The organism is Spartobacteria bacterium UBA695, assembly GCA_002298145.1.
Classification (GTDB): domain Bacteria; phylum Verrucomicrobiota; class Verrucomicrobiia; order Chthoniobacterales; family Chthoniobacteraceae; genus UBA695.
In genome coordinates this window covers 81,325-100,353 of record DBMP01000008.1, presented here as the reverse complement: position 1 = coordinate 100,353, position 19,029 = coordinate 81,325, and the positions used below count along the sequence as shown (strand labels likewise).

The window sequence follows — 19,029 nt, the reverse complement described above, 5'->3', positions numbered from 1 at the left end:
GGTTTTGTGGGTTTAGCGCCCTTGGAAATGCGGTTTCCGCTTTTCTTTGAAGGCCTGAATTCCCTCGCCGTAGTCGGCGCTATCGTAGACTTCCCGGCGGATGGATTGGATCTTCTCGGCGGTTTCGGCGTCGATTAGCGTTCCCTTCGTCAAGAGCCGGAACTGCTTCTTAATTGCCCGAATGGCCAGAGGGGCATTGGAGGCGATGGTCTCGGCGAGGTGGTAGGTGAATTTTTCCAAATCCGCCACCGGGACCACGTGGTTGATGAAGCCGTTGCTCACCGCTTCGACCGCCGGGATCGGCTGTGCGGTGAAGAACATCTCTTTGGCCTTGTTCACGCCGACGTGGTTGACGAAGTGGATCAGCCCAGAGGCGTTGTAGGGAATGCCGATTTTTGCCGGAGTCATCGCGAAGGTCACCCCCTCGGCGGCGATCACCATGTCGCACGAGCAGCAAAGATCGCAAGCGCCGCCCCAGACGGAGCCTTCCACCATGGCGATGACCAGGACCAGGCAGTCCTGGACATGCCGCAGCAGCGTCTCCAGGCCCTCGCCGTAGGAAAGTGGATCGCGCCGGGGTTCCGGGAGTTCTTTGATGTCGTGGCCCGCCGACCAGATGCGGGCGCCCGAGCGAGCGCGAATGATGATCACGAGCACGCCCTCTTTTTCCAAATCCAGGAGCCCTTGAACGAACTCCTGCATCATCTCGTGGTTCAGCGCATTGAGCTTGGCGTCATTGTTGAACTGGAGCGTTCCGATCCGGTCCTCCCGGGTCTTGATGATGAATTTCGGGCCATTATTAGAATCATTCATATTTATTGGAAAATTATTTATCACTCCGGTGAAGAAGATCAACGAAATTCACCTCGGCTCCGCCTTCCTGAAACACACACACCCCGCAGCACCATCACCTGGTTTCAGCGGATTGCAAGGCGCTTGAGGGCGCGATTTCGCGGCGGGGGCTTCACGCAGAATTGAAAAGGGGGATTTTATTCTCACGCAAAGCCGCAAAGGCGCAAAAAAGACAAAGGCAAGCGTTTCCCCTCTTTGCGCCTTTGCGCCTTTGCGTGAGCCTTTTTCCTCGTTCCCGAGTTGGACTCGGGCAACGTACCGTCCTATTTCCCCAGCCGCTCCTTCACTGCCGCGAAGAGGAGCGGGATATTAATCTCGTGGTGCCCCACGATGTAGTACCCCTTGCCGCCCAGGTGCGTGGGGCGGCGCATGACGTTTTCCGAGGGCCGGTATTGCCGGATCATGTCGAAGGTGGCGGTCGTGAATTCGCGGATCGGGCTCCCGAGGTTTCGCGCCACGGTGAGCGCCTTTAGGAACACCTCCGGCATGATCACTGCGCTGCCGACGTTGAGGACTACGCCGCCTTCCAGCGTCGAGACTACCCCTGCGAATTTCTGGAAATCGCGGTACGTCGCCGCGCCGAGCACCGCGCCGTCGGCGGTCGGGTGTTGGTGGATGATGTCCGTTCCGATGGCCATGTGGACCGTCACGGGAATCCCGAGTTCCGCCCCCGTGCGCAAAATGCTGAAACGGCGCTGCGGGAATTCGCCCATCATCACCCCGAGCGCCTCGCCCGCGCCGAGCCCGGCTTCCACGCCTCGGGCATAGGCCGCGTTCATGAGCCGCCCGGTCTCGTCGGCCATGCCGAAAGTCCCGTCGTCCAGCCCGCGCTGCACGTCCTCGCTCGTTTCCCCCTGGAAAGCCGTCTCGAAATCGTGAATCGCCGCCGCGCCATTGAAGGCCACCGCGCTGACAATGCCCGAGCGCATCGCGTCCACCAGAATCGGGTTCAATCCGCATTTGATCGAGTGCGCCCCCATCATGAGGAGCACTGTTTTCCCGCCGCGCACGGCGTTGGCGATGGCGTCGACGACATGAAGAAGGTCCTTCGCCCCCAGGAACCGGGGGAGATGCTCCACAAACTCGGCAAAGCTCGCTCCCGCCGCGTGAGGGGTGGCGAAATCTTCCAGGCTCACTTTATTGGGGCGCTCGGAGAGCGAAAACGTCTTAATCTTGGACCAGTCGAGGGTGGGGAATTTCATGAGAACGTGCCCCGTATTGCGGCTGATGCCGGGCGCGCTGTCAAGGAATCGCTCCACATTCTCACTTCCTGCTTCCCACGGGGTGCTTTTTGCCGCTTTATTTACGGTTTCCCGTTTTTCCTCTACCCGCCTCTATGTTGAAGTCCGTTACCCACCGCGTTCCCGCCACCTCTGCAAATCTCGGCCCTGGCTACGATTGCCTCGGGGTTGCCTTGAAGATTTACAACCGTGTGACGGTGAGCCGTGGCCAGCCGAGGAAAGCCCTTCCCGCCATGGTCGCCAAGGCCGGGAGCCGCTTCTTCGAAGCCGCTGAAATACGTCCCTTTGCGTTCGACTGGGCCATCGGCGGCGACGTTCCGCAATCGCGCGGGCTGGGCAGCAGCGTGACGGTGCGCCTCGGCGTCCTGCACGGGCTCAATGAACTGGCCGACGGCCCCCTCGACCGCGAGGAACTCTTCGTTTTGTGTAGCGAGCTGGAAGGCCACCCCGACAACGCCGCTCCGGGCGAATTCGGCGGCTTCACCGTGGCCAGCATGGATGGCTGCATCTCGTTTGACGTTTCCCCCGATCTCTCCTTCGTTCTCCTCATTCCCGAATTCGAAATCCTCACCGACGACGCCCGCCGCGTCCTGCCTTCCGAGATGAAGCACGCCTTGGCCGCCGCCTCCGCCGGGAACGCCGCCCGCATCACTGCCGCTTTCGCCTCCGGGCAGTACGAAGCCCTGCGCGGCGCGTTCGAGGACTACCTTCACCAGCCCTTCCGTCAGCCGCTCATGCCGTTTATGCCCGATGTCATCCGCGCAGGCGAAAAAGCCGGGGCCCTTGGCGGTTTCCTGAGCGGCTCGGGCTCAGCCATCGCGTGCGTTACCCTGGAGAACCCGGAAAAAGTCGCCGCCGCCATGCGGGAAGCCTCCGGCATTGACGCCCGCACCGTGATCACCACCACGGACAAACAGGGGGTCAAAAAGGTTAAATCGTAAAATTTCGTTTCTTTGGTAAAATAGTCCCGTGCGCCGCTGGCTAGACGAGTTTGAACAGTTCGTAATCGAGGTCATCCTCGGGAACCGTTTTGGGAAACGGGCGGCGATCTTGCGGGCCGTGCTCTGGATTCTTTCGGGCGTTTTTCGCGGCATCGTCCAGGCGCGCCTCAAGCTTTACCGCAACCGCGTGATGCGCGAACGGGCGCTCGGCTGCCTGGTTGTCTCCATCGGCAATCTGACCGTCGGCGGAACCGGCAAGACGCCCGTGGTCGAGAAATTCGCGCGCGCCTTGCAATCGGGCGGGCGGCGCGTGGCCATCCTGAGCCGCGGCTACAAGAGCAAAAAACCGCCGCTCTTGAAACGGATCGTCAATAGGCTCGGGCCGAAGCAGGAATTCGTCCCGCGCATTGTCTCGGACGGGAAATCGCTCCTGCTGGATTCGCAGCTCGCCGGGGACGAGCCCTACATGCTCGCCAGCAACCTCCGGGATGTCATCGTCCTGGTTGACCGCGACCGCGTGAAGAGCGGCATCTACGCCATCGAGAAAATGGGCTGCGACACGCTGCTCCTCGACGACGGCCTGCAATATCTGCGCCTGAAACACCGCCTCGACGTCGTGCTCGTTGATAGCCAGGCCCCTTTTGGTAACGAATTCCTCCTCCCGCGCGGCACGTTGCGCGAACCGCCCGAGAACCTTCGCCGCGCCTCGTTTATTTTCGTTACCAAGTGCGTTCCCGGGGCCGACAATAGCGCGCTGATCGAACGCATCCGGCGCTACAACCGCACCGCGCAGATCGTCGAGTGCACCCATAGCCCGCGCTATCTGGAGAATGTTTTTACCGGCGAGCGCCAGCCGCTTTCCTACCTCAAGGGCCGCTACGTCGGCGCGCTTTCCGCTATCGCGCGGCCCGAGAGCTTTGAGGACGGCCTGCGGAAACTTGGCGCGAAGATTGAGCTGTCGCGGCACTTTGCCGATCACCACCGTTTTTCCGAAAAAGACATCGCGGGCTTTATTCGCCGCTGCGTCAACCGCGACCTCGACGCCATCCTCACCACGGAAAAAGACTGTGTGCGGTTTCCCAAGTTGAATGACCTGGAATTGCCCGTCTACTTCCTGCGGGTGGAGATCGAAATTTTGACCGGCCACGCCAACTGGCAGGAATGCGTCGAGCGCATCTGCAATCCGCTGCCGATGATGGCCCCGGAGCGGTTTTACTAGAGCGGGCGTTTCCTTTTGCACCCTTTGCGCTTTTTTGCGGCGAGTTTTCCCTCGTTACGAATCTCCAGATTCGTAACGTCGGTGTCTGGGAATCTCTGATTCCATAGCCGGATGGAACGACTCAGAGATTCGCAGACAGAGGACGTTCCCAATCTGGAGATTGGGAACGAGGAGTTGAGGAGTTCTGTATATTTTTAAGCTGCCTTCGGGTCGAACGCCCGGCGCAGCGAGTCGCCCAGCAGGTTGAGCGAAAGCACCAGCATGAACAGCGTGATGCTGGCCGAGGCGAGCGGCCACCAGACTGCCGGTTCGCGGCTGAGCTCCATGCGCGCGGTGTCGATCATCGTTCCCCAGCTCGCCGTACCCACCGGAGCGCCGACGCCCAGGTAGCTCAGAATCGTCTCCGTCAGCACCAGGCCGGAAAAGCCGAGAATCGCGTTGATGATGACGAGGTGCATCACGTTGGGCAGGATGTGCCGCAGGATAATCTTGGACTGGCTCTGCCCCAGCGCCCGCGCCGCGTCCACGTAGGGCTTGGCCGCTTGCCGGAACGTCTCGCCGCGCACCAGGCGGCAGAGCCCGATCCACGCCGTGAGGCTCAAGGCGATGGCCATTCGGTCGAGCCCCTTGCCGAGCGTCATCATGACCGCCACAAGAAGCAGAATGCCCGGGATCGACGCCATGGTGCTGAAAAGATACTGCACTGCGTCATCCACCCAGCCCCGGAAATACCCGCCTAGGATGCCCAGGAGCGTCCCCAGCGGCAGGTAGATCGCGCTGGTCAGGCCGCCGATGATGAGCGCCGTCCGGCATCCCTTGAGCGTCTGGAGCAGCACGTCCTTGCCGAGCAAATCGGTCCCCATGAGGTGCCAGCCCCGCAGCGGCTTGGCCCCTCGTTCGCTGTAGGTCGTCCGGGCGAGGGGTGCGCTGTAGCCTTCTTCGCGCGGCACGTTACGGAAGGCGTAATCCAGCACGCTCTGGCGCGGGTTGACGAGTACGCAGTCCGCAAGCCCCGCCAGCAGGAAAAGCACCACCATCGCCGCGCAGAGAAGGCCCACGCGGTCGCGCCGCAAGCGGTTCAGAGCCCGGTGCGAGCGTTCCGTGAACAGGAATCCCCGGACCAGCGCCACCAGCACGCCGCAACCGGCAAGAAGAAGGAGATTATTGAGCCAGACAGGCATAAATTTTTTTCGCGGTTAAGAAAATCACTGGAGCCGGATGCGCGGATCGGCCGCGGCGTAGCAGAGGTCGGTTAACAGCAGCCCAAAGAGGTAGAGCAGCGAGCCCAGCCAGACATCGGCCTGGATCACGCCAAAATCCTTCTGCGCAATGGCCGTCGTCATGAGGTTGCCCAGCCCGGGAATCCCGAAAAAGCTCTCTACTACCAGCGTTCCCATGATCAGGAAGGGGAGCGCCGCCACGACCAGCGTGATCACCGCGATGGCCCCGTTTTTGAACATGTGCACGAGGAGCACCCGGGCATGCGAAGCTCCCTTGGCCTGGGCCGTCCGGATGTAATCCGAGCGCACCTCTTCCAGGAAAATGGCCCGGTACATCCGCACATCGCCGCCGAGGCCGCTCAGGATCATGATCGTGACCGGCAGCGCAATGAAGCGAAGCGTGGAAAAGCCCTCCAGGTTAAACCCAAAGGCAGGGAAGTAATTAAACACGTTGGCCGTGATCCACTGGCCGAAAATCACGTAAACCGTGATCGGGATGCTCATCCCGGCCACGCAGAGCACCGTGCCCCAGCGGTCCAGCGGCGAATCCTTCACAAACACCAGGAGCAGCGAGGCCCCGATGGCCATGAAGAGCCCCACGACGAACGCCGGAAACGTAATGCAGAGGGAGGGGATCGCCCCGCGCTTGATCATCTGCGCCACCGGCTCTCCCGTGGCAAACGACGTCCCAAGGTCGAAGGTCGCGAAGCGTTTCATGCTCCGCATAAAGAGGGAATCGTACCACGCTTTGTCCTTTTCCAGGTTGATGAAAAGCGGGTAGGGGCGCCCTTGCTCGTCCACATAGCCGCGGTTGTGCAGCCAGTTGTCCACGGCCTGCTGCGAGGCTTTGGGCCCGAGGTTCTGGAGCGCCATTTCGTGCGGCGTGGCGAAGATGTTGAAGAGCGCGAAGGTGATGAACATGACGCCCAGCAAGATGGGCACCATGTAGAGCAGCCGTCGAATGAAGTAGTTGAGCATCGTGGAAAAACTTGGGGCCTTGTCTTAAAGAATGCTGCGCCGCGCCCGCCGCACCGCATAGACGGCGACCGCCACGCCGCCCACGACCAGGAGCGCGATGGGCCAAAGCGGCGTCCGGTTCCATTCCCGGATCTTGTGCTCGCGCAGCTCGGGGTAGATCACGGTGTACTTGCCGGTTACCAGCATGGCGTTGTCGGTGATCCGGGGGGCCCAGGGTTGGCTGAGTGTAAAGCTCACCGGGTAGAAGGTCAGGATCACCGGGCATTGCTCCACCAGGATCGCGTTCATGCGCTGGATCACCGAGAGCCGTTCCGGGCCGTTGTCCAGCGTGGCCATGCGCTCGAAGAGTTGGTCAAACTCCTCGTTGTGGAAGCGCGTGTAGTTGCTCCCCTGGGGCGGTACGTTTTTGCTGTAGAAGAGGAAAAAGAAGTTCTCCGGATCGGGATAGTCAGCGTTCCAGCCGGACCCCGAGTTCATCTGGAAGAGCCCCCGGAGCTGCGTCTCCTGAAAGCGCGACCAGGTGTTTTCGTTGATCTTGATCCGAACGCCGAGCTGTTCGTACTGCATCTGGTCAAACTCCGCGCGCTGGCGGCTCTCGGCGTTGCCCGCCACGACATCGAGGGTTATTTCCAGCGGTTTGCCCGTTTGGGGGTTGATGCCGTCCGGGTAGCCCGCCTCGGCGATCAGTTTGCGGGCCTGCTCGACGTTTTCCGTTCGGAACGGGTTCTTGAAGTCCGGCTCAAAACCGACCACGCCCGGGGGGAGGAGCTGCTCGGCCTTGATGTCGATGCCGTTGCCAAAGACCTCGTTCGCCTTCGTCTGGTTGTAGACCGTTGAGAGCGCCTGGCGCAGCTTCTGGTTTTGGCCCAGGAGCGGGTCGTCCATGTTCAACTGCGAATAGAACGTCCCCGGCCCCACGTCCTTGAAAAGCTGAACCCCGCGCTTCTTGAACGCCTCGGAAAGCGTCTGCCCCGCCGTGATCACCGAGTTAAAGACATCCTTGCCCACCCCGGAGCGGTCCAGGTACCCCTGGCGGAAGAGCAGCCAGGCGGGAATCGCCTCGCGGATGACCTGAAATTGCACTTCGTCCACCAGCGGCAGCGCCGCCCCCGCCAGCGGCTGGCAGGTCGCCGCCACCGTCTCCGGCCAGCCTCCCTCAGGGAAGCGCGTGGCGCTGTAGCGCTCGTGCCGGGCCAGGCGGATCAGCCGTCCGCGCGCCCATTCATCGAGCCGGTAAGGCCCCGTGCCCACCGGGTGAAACTTGAACTGCTCCCGCCCGTTTTTGCCGTTGTAGAACTCCACCGCCTCGCGCGGCACGGGCGTGGTGAAGGCCATCGCCAGCCAGAACTGGATCTGCGGGTAGGGCTTGAGCAGATGAAGCCGGAACGAGTAATCGTCTTCCACGGTCAGCGCCCCCGTCGGCTTGGAATAATCGAACGCCCCGGCCTTACGCGCCTCCTGGTAAGCTTCCCCGAGCCCCCGGATGAACTCCTGCAACGTCGAAAGCACCGGGCACTCGACGGCCGGGTCGGCGATCCGCTGGAACGTGTAGACGAAATCCGATGATTTCAGTTCGCGCCCCTTTCCTCCGGGGAAACAGGGGTCGTTGTGGAAATAAATTCCCTTCTTAATGCGGATCTCGTAATCGACGCTCCCATCGGCATTCTCGATGCGCCGGGGCATCCCGTCGGCCAGGCACGGCTCCAGCTCGTAGGGGTTCGTCTTAAACGGGCTGTATTGTAGCAGGCTCTCGTAAAGCTGGCCGATGATCGCGTTGCCCAGCGTATCGTAGCTGAACTGCGGGTCCAGCGAACGTGGGTCCTCGCCAATCGCCCGGTAGCCGACGACCCACGGCTGGCCGTCCGCGCGCTTCTGGTGGAGCGGTCGCGGATGAGGGTTATTATCGCACCCCGCGAGCCCCGCGGCCATCGCAAGAGCCAGCAGCGCCGCCAGGCAGCGGCACGGGTTTGGTATTAATCTGAAAAAAAACCGCTTCATCCGATTCGTTCGAGAGCCCGAACTATCGGGGCAGATTCGCCGGGAATCAACCGTAATTGCGGTTTACAAACCGGCGAAATTCGCGGCAAATAGAAACCACCATGCGTTCCTCCCTAAAGACCCTGATCCTGGCGGCCGCCGCCCACGTCCTCTTGGCAGCCGGAGCCCAGGCGGCATTCTGGCGCTGCGAACTGCCTGGCGGCATCTTCGTGGTGAGCCTCCCGACGCTTACCACCGTTAGCACCCATGAATACATCGTCGACGGCGCGGCGCGCGTCACGGAGCTGACCGTCGGCACCACCGGCGCTGTGGTGGGGCGCTTCTACTACATCGAGCCGATCGTTCCGCAGACCCCGGGGGGCATCGGCCAGACGCTGCTTGATAAAGTGCAGGACAAAGCCTCCCAGGCCGCGGGCCGGGCCGGGGTGGAGGAGATCTGGAAGAAAGTTGTCAAAAACTACCCCACCACGACGCACGCCCACACCGTCGAGTACCGGCTGGAGAGCGTGGATCAAATCAAGAAAGTCCAGAATAGCCTCGAAACCGCCTGGCGCGCCAACCGGGACACGACCTTGAAGGTCTCCAGCTCCGACGGCGACAGCAGTTCGGACTCCTCGGGGAGCTAAGGCCTTGGGGCAAGCGCCGATTCTTTTGTTTTCAGCAAGCGCTTGATTTGCGTTTCCCAAACCTTTAGAAGTCCGGGGTAAGTTCCGCGAGCCGCTTGTTGGCGGAAGCTTGGGCCTATAGCTCAGCGGTTAGAGCAGGGGACTCATAATCCCTTGGTCCTCGGTTCGAATCCGAGTGGGCCCACTTTTTACGGTTTGGGTTGCGATTTTTCGCCGGGCGATTCCTTCGTGCCGAGAGGGGCTGCATTGCTCTTCTTTTTAACTGGAGGATGGCTCTTGGCTTTTTCGCAAAATTCCGCTAACTCTTTATCGCTGAACGGGAAGCGGCCCCGATGGGGGGGTCGGTGGATTTTGTCTTTGCGTTCAGGGCCTGCTGACGGCCGTTTTCGCATTTTGTTACAGCGCTGTGACATGACTGTTGCGATTGGAGGGACAGGTATGAGCGCTCCCATTCTTTCCTCTGGTCGAACCGGTTGTGCCACGATGACCGCCGCTGTGATTCCACGGCCCGGCGTGATTGAATTCCTCGAAGTGCCGGTGCCCGAGCCAGAAAGGGGGCAGGTGTTGGTGCGGCTGGAAGGCTGCGGCGTTTGCGCGGCAAGTCTTGCCGCCTGGCAGGGCCGCCCTCAAGCGCCTCTCAATTTTCCTCTCGGTGCTGGAGAGCCTGGGAATGAAGCCTGGGGCCGGGTTGCCGTGGTGGGCGAGGGGGTGAGCGATTTTGAACCGGGTGAGCGCGTGGGCGTATTGACGCATGCGGGTTTTGCGGAATATGTGCTGGCGGATGCCCGGGCCCTGGTTGCCCTGCCGGAGGGCCTCGACGCGGAACCGTTCCCGGCACGGGCGCTCGCGGGGGCGGTTAATGTTTTCCGCCGCAGTTTTATTGAAAAAGGCCAGACGGTGGCGGTGATCGGCTTCGGGTTTCTCGGGGCGCTGGTGACGCAGCTTGCGGTGCTGGCCGAGGCGCGGGTGATCGCGGTGGGGCGCCGACCTTGTGCTCTGCGCATTGCGCGGCAGCTCGGGGCTTCGGCTGCCGTTCTGCTTAAGGAGCCGGAACACGATGCGCTGGCTATGGAGACGATGCGGGAACTCAATGGCGGCCAGTTGTTTGATGTGGTTGTTGAGGCGGTGGGGCTTCAGCGCTGTCTCGATCTAGCGGGCCAGGCGACGCGCGATCGCGGCCGGTTGATGATCGCCGGTTCGCACCGTGAGGGGCCGCGCCTGGTGGATATCGGGCTCTGGAACCGCCGGGGAATTGACGTGATCAATGCCCATGAGCCGTCGCTCGATGTGTTGCGCGAGGGGTTGCGGGAGGCCGTGGCGGCGCTCGAATGCGGGCTGCTTAAACCCGGGCCGCTCTATACGCACCGCTTTCCGCTCAACCGGCTGGAGGATGCTTTTCTGTTGGCCTCCAGTCGGCCTACCGGTTTTATGAAAGCGCTGGTCTATCTTTAAGCCATGAACTCCCTGCGTATCCTGATGACGGCCGACGGAAGGTCGGGGGTATGGACGTACGCGATGACGCTCATTCGGGCGCTGGAACCCTCGGGGGCGGAGGTGTTGCTGGCGGTCACGGGCCCGGAGCTTTCGCCGGAGCAGAAGAAGGAGGCTGACGGGCTTCACAATGCCCGGGTTTGCTGGAAGCCCTATGCGGCGGAGTGGATGCCGGACCCGTGGAGGGATGTGACGCTGACGGGGGATTGGCTGCTGGATCTTGAGGAGCACTTTTCTCCGCGCGTGGTGCATCTATGCCATTACTGTCACGGTTCGCTTCCGTGGACGGCCCCGGTGCTGATCTCGGCCCACGGCTGTGTGCTCTCGGCATGGCAGGCGGTGCACGGGGAGCAGTCGCCGCATTCCTGGACGCGTTATCACGCCGAGGTGGCCGCGGGGCTGCGTGGGGCGAACCTGGTGATGGCTTCCACGCATGCCGCGCTTGATTCGCTGGAGAAGCTTTACGCGCCCATTCCCAAGCTGCTTCACGGCGGCGTTGCTTCGCGGTTCCCGGAGTTCCGGGTGATCCCCAATGGCCTGGACGGGGGGGCGTATGCTCCCGTAGGGAAACAGCCGATGGTTTTCTGCGCGGGGAGTGGCGAGGAGGAGTCGCTGAATTTCGAGTTGCTTGATTCCATTGCGCAAAGGCTCACCTGGCCGGTTCGCGCATCGGCGGGAGCGGGCGCGGATGCGCTTCGAGCCCAGGCCGCGATCTTTGCGTTGCCGAGCCGTTATGAGCCGTTTGGTTATGAGCCGCTGAAGGCTGCGCTTTCCGGATGCGCTCTGGTGTTAAGCGATCTGGCGGCCCTGCGCGAGAGCTGGGGCGATGCGGCGCTGTATGCCCCGGTGAATTCCCCTGAGGCGTTTGGCGCGGCCCTGGAGACGCTGATTACCGATCCCCGGTTGCGGGCGGATATGGCCGCGCGGGCCCGGGAACGCGCTCTGGGCTTTACTCCGGAGCGTATGGCTGAGGGTACGCTTGAGTGTTACCGGAGTTTGCTGGCCCGGAATGTCAATGTGCTGGAGGCGGCCACGCTGTAGGGGGAGGGAGTTGGCCGCGGGCCCGGAAGACGGCTTGAAAAGCTGACTGGACGCTAGGGGCGAATTTGCGGTTGGCCACTACGCGCCATTTGTAGCGATCAGGGGGGCACCGGCAGGTGGGACAACGATCTGGGCCGGTTTTGTATTTTGATCCTAAGGCGCAGCCGTGCCCGAGTGAGAACGGTGCGAAACGCGAAGTGAAATTGCCATGGACACTGATGCGATTGCCGTGAATGCCAACGGAGGCAACCCGATCCTTTGCCGAAGGACATTTCTCGAATACGCGCGGGAGCGGCGGTGATTGGGCTGCGCATCCATGTTGGCTTTATGAGCGTCCCGAGAATAACTGCCCATGAACGAACGCACCCAAAATAACTGGCACGAACTTCCGGAGACGGAAGTGGTGCAATTGTTAGAGAGTAATCGGACCGGCGGGCTGACGGAGGCCGAGGTCAATGCAAGGTTGCGGCAATTTGGGCCGAATCTGATGACCGCGCAGAAGCCGGTCAGCGAATGGAGGCGCTTTCTACTCCAGTTCGCGCAGCCGCTGATGTACATCCTCCTCCTCGCTTCCGCCGTGACACTCATTCTCGGGGAGTATGTGGATTCCGCCGTGATATTTACCGTCACCTTTGTTAATGCGCTCGTTGGTTTTTTCCAGGAAAGCAAAGCGGAGAAGGCGATCGAGGCGCTCTCGAAGATGGTTATTACCGAGGCCACGGTGCGGCGCGACGCTCGCAAACAGCGCATTAATTCCGAGGGGCTGGTGCCCGGTGATATCGTGCTACTCCAGTCTGGTGACAAGGTCCCGGCGGATCTGCGGTTGCTGGAGGTGCGGAGCCTGCAAGTCGATGAATCGGCGCTGACTGGTGAATCGGTGCCGGTGGAGAAGCTGCACGCAGCTCTCGCGCAAGGTGCTGTCCTCGCGGATCGAAAGAACCTCGCGTTTGCCGGGACGCTCGTTACTTACGGCCAGGCTGAGGGCGTTGTGTTGGCGACCGGCAACCAAACGGAGACAGGCCGGATCGCGCGGCTCATTCATGAGGCGACCAACCTCTCCACGCCGCTGACGCGCAAGATTGCCCAGTTCAGCAAGCTGCTGCTCTGGGTCATCCTCGCGCTCGCGGTGATGACCTTTGTGATTGGCGTTGCCCGTGGGCAGAAGGCCGTCGAGATGTTCATGGCCGCCGTGGCTTTGGCTGTTGGCGCGATCCCCGAGGGCTTGCCCGCCGCTGTCACCATCACGCTCGCCATCGGCGTCTCGCGCATGGCAAAACAACGCGCCATTATCCGCAAGCTTCCGGCGGTTGAGGCGCTCGGCAGCACTACGGTCATCTGTTCCGACAAGACCGGCACCCTTACCGAAAACAAGATGACCGTGCAGCAGATTTTCGCGGGCGGAAAATTCTTTGACGTGACCGGCAGCGGCTACGAGCCGGGTGGCGAAGTGCTCGATGGCAGCCAGCGCGCTGAGCCTGCACACCACGAGGCGCTACGCGAGACGCTGCTGGCGGGCGTGCTTAACAACGATTCGCAACTCGTGCGCGACGGCGATCGCCTCAAGGTAGAAGGCGATCCGACGGAAGCTGCGCTCATCGTTGTGGCTCAGAAGTCCGGGCTCGTTCCTGCTGACACACGAGCTGCCCATCCGCGGCTCGATGTGATCCCCTTCGAGTCGGAACACCAGTTCATGGCCACGCTGCACAGCCGAGGGGAAGGCGGACCCCGCATGATTTTCAAGAAAGGCTCCGTCGAGCGCTTGCTGGCGACCTGCGCCCACGCGCTCGATGATGACGGCAAGCTCGCGCCGCTGGATGCCGCGGCTATCCAAATGGCTGTCGAGCAGATGGCCTCTCGGGGCTTGAGAGTGATTGCTTTTGCCCGCAAGGAGGCTGCGCCCGATCACGACCAGCTTCACCACGACCATGTGCACCAGGGCCTTACGTTCCTTGGGCTGCAAGGCATGATCGATCCGCCGCGGGCCGAGGCCATTATTTCTGTACGCAAATGCCAGGAGGCTGGCATCGAAGTGAAGATGATCACCGGCGACCATGCGCTCACCGCTCGCAGTATTGCGCTGCAACTCGGCTTGCGCGGGAGTGGCGGCGATGGCGAGGTTAAAGCCGTGACGGGTAGCGAGCTGGAGAGCGTTCCGGAGGCCGATCTGCCTGAGCTCGCGGAACGTGCTACCGTTTTTGCACGTGTCGCGCCGGAGCAAAAACTCAAGCTGGTGCGTGCGCTGCAAACCTGGGGCCACGTCGTTGCGATGACCGGCGATGGTGTCAACGACGCGCCCGCTCTCAAGCAGGCTGATATCGGCGTGGCCATGGGGATTACCGGTACGGATGTCGCGAAGGGGGCCGCCGACATGCTGCTCACCGACGACAACTTTGCCAGCATCGAAGCCGCTGTCGAGGAAGGCCGAGGCGTGTTCGATAACTTGACCAAGTTCATCATATGGACTCTGCCGACCAATGCCGGAGAAGCGGCCATCCTCCTTACTGCCATCTTCCTCGGTAGCGCGTTGCCAGCGCTGCCGGTACAACTTCTTTGGATCAATATGGTCACGGCAATCCTCCTTGGCTTGATGCTCGTCTTCGAGCCAAAGGAGCTCGATCTGATGCAACGCCCGCCGCGTGATCCGCAGCAGCCGATCCTCACGGCGCCGCTCCTTGTGCGCACGGGGCTAGTCACACTAGTCATGTTCGCCGGAGCGTACGGTGCATTCCTGTGGGAGCTTCAATCGCGTGGCAAAAGCCTTCTCGAAGCGCGCACCACGGTCGTTAATGTCATTGTCATCGTCGAATGCTTTTACCTGCTCAACTGCCGATCCCTGCTGCGCTCAATGTTTAGCGTGGGGCTCTGGAGCAATCCTTGGATCTTCGGTGGAATCGCGATGATGCTGGGTGCGCAATTACTCTTTACCCATACGCCGCTGATGAACCATCTTTTTCACACCGCGCCGCTCGATGCCCTTTCGTGGCTTTACGTCATCGGCGTTGGCTTTGTTGCGTATTGCCTTGTCGAGACGGAAAAATGGGTGCGTCGCAAGATGGAGTGAATCAGCAGGGTAAAGGCGCGGTCCTGGTCTGCGTCAGGTGCTGCCTACCGCACCCTAGTTCCGTTGCTGGTGCTCTGTATACTGCCTAGGCTCAAAATAGCGTTCCATTGCTTTCACAAGCCGTGGATTCTGTGTGCCTTCTGCCTGGCATTTCAGGCGTGGCCTTGGAATGAAATAGCACGGATCGCTAATCAATTTATAATTTATGCTACGGTTGTGATCGGCTGACTCGGGCCGTTGATTCACGGACTTGCAGGACCACGTCCATGACGTTTCCTCCGGAAGGGAGGTGCTGGTTTTGGATTGAATCCAGCAGCAGGGAGGCGCTCTTCTGGCCCATTTCGTTTACGGGTTGGTGAATGGTGGTCAGGGTGGGGGAGCGTTCGGCTCCGGTCGGCAAGTCGTCGAATCCCGCCACGGACAGGTCTTCGGGAACGCGCAGGCCGAGTTCGTGCGCGCATTCAATCACCCCAAAGGCCATTAAGTCATTCGCTGCGATGACTGCTGTGGGCCGTGGGTTGGTATTCAGGATTTTTGCCGCGGCTTCCTTTCCTGTGCGAATTGCGTAGAAGCCGGGTTGAATGTATTCCGGTGGGCATTTCAGTTTTTTCGCACGGCAGAATTCGAGGAAAGCCTGGGTTCGCAGTTCCGATGTCGTGACATATTGGGGACCCGATACGAAGCCGATCCGGCGGTGACCGAGGCTGTAGAGGTGTTCGCACAGGAGCGTGATCCCCCGGGCGTCGTCGCACGATACGGAGCAAATCCCCTGGCCGGTGGGGCGGACTCCCACCACGATCATGGGTACGTGCCGCTGTTCCAGAGTTTCGAGAAACCGGTCGTAAGTATGCGGAGCGACGACCAGCAAGCCGTCCACGCGTCGCTGCCGGTACAGCTTGGCGAGCTTTTCCCCGTTGTTGAAGGATTCTGTATCGGTATCAAAGAGGGCAAAGTCCCATTGAGAATCGTTGAGCTCTTTGGCGAATCCTTTGAAAAGCTCTCCAAAATAGCTGGACCCCAGCAATTGGACAAACGAGGTAGCCACGCCAATGAAACGCGACCTCTTCGCGTTGAAATTCTGGGCGAGTGTATTGAATTCGTAATTTAGGCGCTTGGCGGCTTCGAGGATTTTTTCCCGCGTTGATGCCTTCACTAATGGGCTGCCCGCAAAAACCCGTGAAACCGTCTTTTTGGTCACGCCACATGCGCGGGCAACATCTTCCATCGTAACTTGCTGGTATTCTAAAGAAGGCATCTCAGGGTTGACTAACATCGGTTTTTTTCGGTCCTCATGATCCGGGGAGCGCACGCTAGTTCTCGCCTAAAAGAGCAAGGAATGCGAGGAAATTTCCAAAAAATGTCACCGGTGTCATTTTTCCGTTGACGAGAGCAAGTCCTGGGTGTTTATTTCCGCCAAGAGTGCTCCTTTTCACTTCGAATTCGAGCGCTCCAAACCCCACCATAATCCCCATGGCTCTAATTTCCTCCTTAACCGATAAGACCTTCGCTTTCCGTACGGTTAGCGACTGGTTTTTCATTTCGCGACCCACGGAAAAAGGAAGCCCCAATTTCCACAAAGTAAATAAGATGTAGTTATCCCCTGTTTATGAAATCTTCATTACGTAATTCTGCATGCGTCTTCACCGTGGCTGCTGCCTCGCAGGGACTCCTTTTGGTTCCGTCAGGGTTCGGTGCCACCCTCACTTGGGATGCCGATGCCAATATCACCACGGGAACCCCTGCCACAGCCACGGCGGGCAGCGGCACTTGGGATGGGACCACGGCGAACTGGTATAATGGCACCGCGGACGTTGCTTGGACTGGAACGAACGCCGCGGTGTTTACCGGAAGCTCTGGGGCTTATACGATTACGCTTGCCTCTGGTACGACGAGTATATCCGGCCTGACCTTTAGCGCTTCGGGGTACACGTTAACTTCCTCTAGCGCTACAAAGCTGTATACAAGCGCCACGACGAATCTCTCTGTGACTGTGGTGGCGGGGGGGACGGCGACGATCGGCAATAACGTCACGATAGATGATGGCTCTTCGAACAGCCAAATTCTGAGTCTTGTCGGATCTGGGACGGTGGGCAGTGCTTCTGCTGGCACTTTGATCATCGAGAGTGGTGGAACGGTAAAAACCAGCAATACAAGCAGCGCGGCCACCATTTATATTGGCAGTAGTTCAGGCTCTCTTTTATCCACGAAGGTGCAAGTCAATACCGGAGGCCTTATTTCCGCAGCTGGGGCGATTGCTGTAAACGGTTTGCTTGAAGTCGATGGGGGAACGGTGAGCGGCGTTTCCATGGCCATCGGAAATTACCCGGCCACGAATATGGCGACCTCGGCTATTTTGACGATTAACAGCGGATCGGTCACAACCGCCACCAACGGGTTGCGTTTTGGGAATAGCAGCGGTCAGGCTACCTCGGGGGGGATCCTCAATTTGAACGGAGGTACGCTTACCACCAGTAGAATTTATGTCGCAGGTACCGCTGCTTCCAGCACGGTGAATTTCAATGGCGGAACATTAAAGGCCTTGGTCTCGAATACCACCGACTTCCTTGGCACCACGATCAACAACGCGATCGTACAGGCGGGCGGGGCAATCATTGACACGAATGGCTATAACATCACGATCGCCAAGGGCCTGACCCATGACTCCACTTTGGGCAGCACCGTCGACGGTGGACTATCGAAGATCAATGCCGGGTTACTAACACTGACCGGTACCAGCACCTACACCGGCGCGACTCTGGTTGCCGGTGGCACCTTGGGCGTCAATGGGGCGATTACGAGCAGCGCGGTTAATGTTTCCAGCACCGCGGCGCTGATCGGCACCGGCACGCTGGGCGGGGTTGTTAGCAATTACGGTACGATCGCCGGAGGCCTTACGTTCAATAACGATGTGACGATCTATTCGGGGGCGACGGCCTCGGCCTCCGCCTTCAATGCCAACATTGTGAATAACGGCACAATCACCAGTGCCGTGACCCTACAGAGCGGCAAGACTCTGAGTGGATCTGGGTCCGTAACGAGCACGGTGACGGCCACCAGCGCCACCATCAACGGCAGCGGCATCAACTTGGGGGCCACCACGCTCTATGGCAACAGCACGCTCTCCGGGTACAACATCTCCAGCGGCGTGACGGTGGCCGGTGGCACCACGTCGTTGAGCGGCACTACCAAATCCACTAGCGCACTTTCTGTCTCCGCTGGAGCCACATTGAACGCCAACGGCACCATTGATGGAAGCGCTTCCGTCAGCGGCTTGCTCAAAGGCAACAGTACGGTGACGGGCAACCTCACGCTGACCAGTGGCACGTTGGCTCCCGGTAATAGCCCCGGGATTACGACAGTAACGGGAAACTTTGCCATGAACTCCTTGTCCACGCTGGTGGCAGAAGTGAGTGGAACAGTGGCCGGTACGTCCTATGACCAAGTCAAGGTCAGCGGAAACGTCTCCCTTGCTGGAACGCTGGATCTTAGCACGCTGAGCGGCTTGACGCTGGGCTCGACCATTACCCTCATTGACAACACCGGGAGCGGCACAACGACAGGATACTTTTCCTCGATCATTACGAGCGGGTCTACCTACACGGTTACTTCGAACTCTAACTATACGTTTACGGTGAACGGAACGGAGTATCTCCTGAGCTATACGGCCAACAGCAATAGCGACAGCTATGGCAACGACGTGACCCTCGCGGTGGTGCCCGAGCCGAGTGCCTGGGTTTCCGTTCTCGGCGGGGCCGGAATGCTTGTTTTTTCGCAAATGACGCGGCGCCGCAGAGACCAGCTTTGAAAACATCCCAAAGTGAGTAATCTATAGCTTAAGAGCGACGATCAATATATGAAAACGACATCCCCCTGGTCCCATCGCAATAACCTCCACGGGTTTACCCTCGTAGAGCTTGTCTTGGCCATCGGGGTGATGTCGTTTTCACTCCTCGCCGTAGTGGGTTCACTGCCGTTAGGGCTGGAATCGGTGCAGGAGGCGATGGTGCAGGCCGCCAAGGCCAACATTTGCCGGGAACTCCGGGGCGAGTTGCAGCAAATATCGTTCAAATCGGGGGGCGATGCCTCGACCGTTCGCATTGATAGCCTCGACAATGTGAAATATTTCTACACCCGGGAAGGCATGATGGTTTCGGGTCCGACTTCCGCCAACGCCTATTACGAAGCCACGTTCGCGGTGGGGGAGGGCAGTTACTCGAAACTGGACGGGGACTTCACCTTTCAATCCGCCAACGCCCGCAACATTAAAGTCGTGCTTTCGTATCCCCTTCAAGCTCCCGCCGCTAACCGCAAACAAACCACTTTCTCTCTTTTCGCCGCCAAGCAGAAGTCTAACTGACAGG

Annotated in this window: 15 protein-coding genes and 1 tRNA gene; 9 read left to right on the top strand and 7 right to left on the bottom strand. The window is 60.1% G+C overall.

The genetic code is table 11. The features are described 5' to 3' along the window. Nucleotides 1-12: 12 nt before the first annotated feature. Entirely contained in the window at nucleotides 13-813 is an 801-nt protein-coding gene (gene scpB / locus B2828_RS04260) for a methylmalonyl-CoA decarboxylase (RefSeq protein WP_479632452.1), read from the bottom strand. 302 nt (nucleotides 814-1,115) lie between these two features. Next, the gene (locus tag B2828_RS04255; protein ID WP_479632451.1) at nucleotides 1,116-2,054 is read right to left on the bottom strand and encodes a GSU2086 family protein; all 939 of its coding nucleotides are present in this window, start codon (nucleotides 2,052-2,054) and stop codon (nucleotides 1,116-1,118) included. Between the two features lie 134 nt (nucleotides 2,055-2,188). Between B2828_RS04255 and thrB the strand changes: the two genes are divergently transcribed. Together thrB and lpxK are read left to right on the top strand one after the other, a co-directional pair. Continuing rightward, on the top strand, nucleotides 2,189-3,034 hold the full coding sequence (thrB, locus tag B2828_RS04250) for a homoserine kinase (RefSeq protein WP_479632450.1): 846 nt from the start codon (nucleotides 2,189-2,191) through the stop codon (nucleotides 3,032-3,034). Between the two features lie 28 nt (nucleotides 3,035-3,062). After that, nucleotides 3,063-4,253 (top strand): tetraacyldisaccharide 4'-kinase, encoded by a 1,191-nt coding sequence (gene lpxK, locus B2828_RS04245; RefSeq protein ID WP_479632449.1) that lies wholly within the window; start codon nucleotides 3,063-3,065, stop codon nucleotides 4,251-4,253. A gap of 194 nt (nucleotides 4,254-4,447) precedes the next feature. On the opposite strand, the gene B2828_RS04240 is transcribed toward lpxK, so the two are convergent. Genes B2828_RS04240 through B2828_RS04230 form a run of 3 tightly spaced genes read right to left on the bottom strand, consistent with a single transcriptional unit; the run spans nucleotide 4,448 to nucleotide 8,449 of the window. After that, complete coding sequence (locus B2828_RS04240; RefSeq protein WP_479632448.1) at nucleotides 4,448-5,434, bottom strand: ABC transporter permease; 987 nt, start codon at nucleotides 5,432-5,434, stop codon at nucleotides 4,448-4,450. A 24-nt stretch (nucleotides 5,435-5,458) separates the two neighbouring features. Next, complete coding sequence (locus B2828_RS04235) at nucleotides 5,459-6,451, bottom strand: ABC transporter permease (protein WP_479632447.1); 993 nt, start codon at nucleotides 6,449-6,451, stop codon at nucleotides 5,459-5,461. A gap of 24 nt (nucleotides 6,452-6,475) precedes the next feature. Continuing rightward, nucleotides 6,476-8,449 carry an ABC transporter substrate-binding protein gene (locus tag B2828_RS04230; protein WP_479632446.1) on the bottom strand — a complete coding sequence of 658 codons (1,974 nt, stop codon included), beginning with the start codon at nucleotides 8,447-8,449 and terminating at the stop codon, nucleotides 6,476-6,478. 101 nt (nucleotides 8,450-8,550) lie between these two features. On the opposite strand from B2828_RS04230, the gene B2828_RS04225 reads away from it, so the two are divergent. The 5 genes from B2828_RS04225 to B2828_RS04205 all read left to right on the top strand — a co-directional run bounded on the left by B2828_RS04225 (nucleotide 8,551) and on the right by B2828_RS04205 (nucleotide 14,668). Continuing rightward, nucleotides 8,551-9,075 (top strand): hypothetical protein, encoded by a 525-nt coding sequence (locus B2828_RS04225; RefSeq protein WP_479632445.1) that lies wholly within the window; start codon nucleotides 8,551-8,553, stop codon nucleotides 9,073-9,075. Nucleotides 9,076-9,186: 111 nt separating this feature from the next. After that, nucleotides 9,187-9,259 (top strand) — tRNA-Ile (locus tag B2828_RS04220). 254 nt (nucleotides 9,260-9,513) lie between these two features. Beyond that, complete coding sequence (locus tag B2828_RS04215; protein ID WP_479632444.1) at nucleotides 9,514-10,527, top strand: zinc-binding dehydrogenase; 1,014 nt, start codon at nucleotides 9,514-9,516, stop codon at nucleotides 10,525-10,527. 3 nt (nucleotides 10,528-10,530) lie between these two features. After that, nucleotides 10,531-11,607, top strand: a complete 1,077-nt coding sequence (locus B2828_RS04210; protein WP_479632443.1) for a glycosyltransferase family 4 protein — start codon at nucleotides 10,531-10,533, stop codon at nucleotides 11,605-11,607. A gap of 352 nt (nucleotides 11,608-11,959) precedes the next feature. Next, a complete protein-coding gene (locus B2828_RS04205) occupies nucleotides 11,960-14,668 on the top strand; it encodes a cation-transporting P-type ATPase (protein WP_479632442.1) in 2,709 nt (902 codons plus the stop codon). A 208-nt stretch (nucleotides 14,669-14,876) separates the two neighbouring features. On the opposite strand, the gene B2828_RS04200 is transcribed toward B2828_RS04205, so the two are convergent. After that, entirely contained in the window at nucleotides 14,877-15,923 is a 1,047-nt protein-coding gene (locus B2828_RS04200) for a LacI family DNA-binding transcriptional regulator (protein WP_479632441.1), read from the bottom strand. Between the two features lie 55 nt (nucleotides 15,924-15,978). After that, complete coding sequence (locus B2828_RS04195) at nucleotides 15,979-16,206, bottom strand: hypothetical protein (RefSeq protein ID WP_479632440.1); 228 nt, start codon at nucleotides 16,204-16,206, stop codon at nucleotides 15,979-15,981. Nucleotides 16,207-16,274: 68 nt separating this feature from the next. Between B2828_RS04195 and B2828_RS04190 the strand changes: the two genes are divergently transcribed. Both B2828_RS04190 and vccB read left to right on the top strand, forming a co-directional pair. After that, nucleotides 16,275-18,473 (top strand): beta strand repeat-containing protein, encoded by a 2,199-nt coding sequence (locus B2828_RS04190; protein ID WP_479632439.1) that lies wholly within the window; start codon nucleotides 16,275-16,277, stop codon nucleotides 18,471-18,473. Between the two features lie 48 nt (nucleotides 18,474-18,521). Continuing rightward, nucleotides 18,522-19,025: a Verru_Chthon cassette protein B gene (gene vccB, locus B2828_RS04185; RefSeq protein ID WP_479632438.1), complete on the top strand. Its 504-nt coding sequence runs from the start codon at nucleotides 18,522-18,524 to the stop codon at nucleotides 19,023-19,025. Nucleotides 19,026-19,029: the final 4 nt, after the last annotated feature.